1 protein-coding gene is annotated in these 256 nt (G+C 62.9%); it reads left to right on the forward strand.

What is annotated here, in order from left to right; genetic code table 11:
* A partial coding sequence (locus tag BQ17_RS22615) for a hypothetical protein (RefSeq protein ID WP_218068219.1) occupies positions 1-211 on the forward strand: 211 nt, incomplete at its 5' end.
* Positions 212-256 lie beyond the last annotated feature (45 nt).

Consider the following 256-nt stretch of genomic DNA (forward strand, 5'->3'; position numbering starts at 1 on the left):
ACCCGTCGCGCGTGAATATTTCGGTAAGCGAGGTGTGCCGATGGTGCCCGAGCGCAAGGCGCGGCGAGGAGGAATAGCCAGGCCCTATTACGACGAGTCGCAACGCGGCTATCGGGTGCGAGGGGCGTGCATCGCGGCGAAATATTCACGGGTGACGGGTATAGACACGGGAATCACACATCCGGTGCGGCCCGGAAGGCGTCTGCTCTGAGCGTTGCCGCCAGCTGGTGATGGGGTCCGTAAGCCGTCTGAAAGA

It is taken from the genome of Candidatus Thiosymbion oneisti (assembly GCF_900092655.1).
GTDB lineage: Bacteria > Pseudomonadota > Gammaproteobacteria > Chromatiales > Chromatiaceae > Thiosymbion > Thiosymbion oneisti.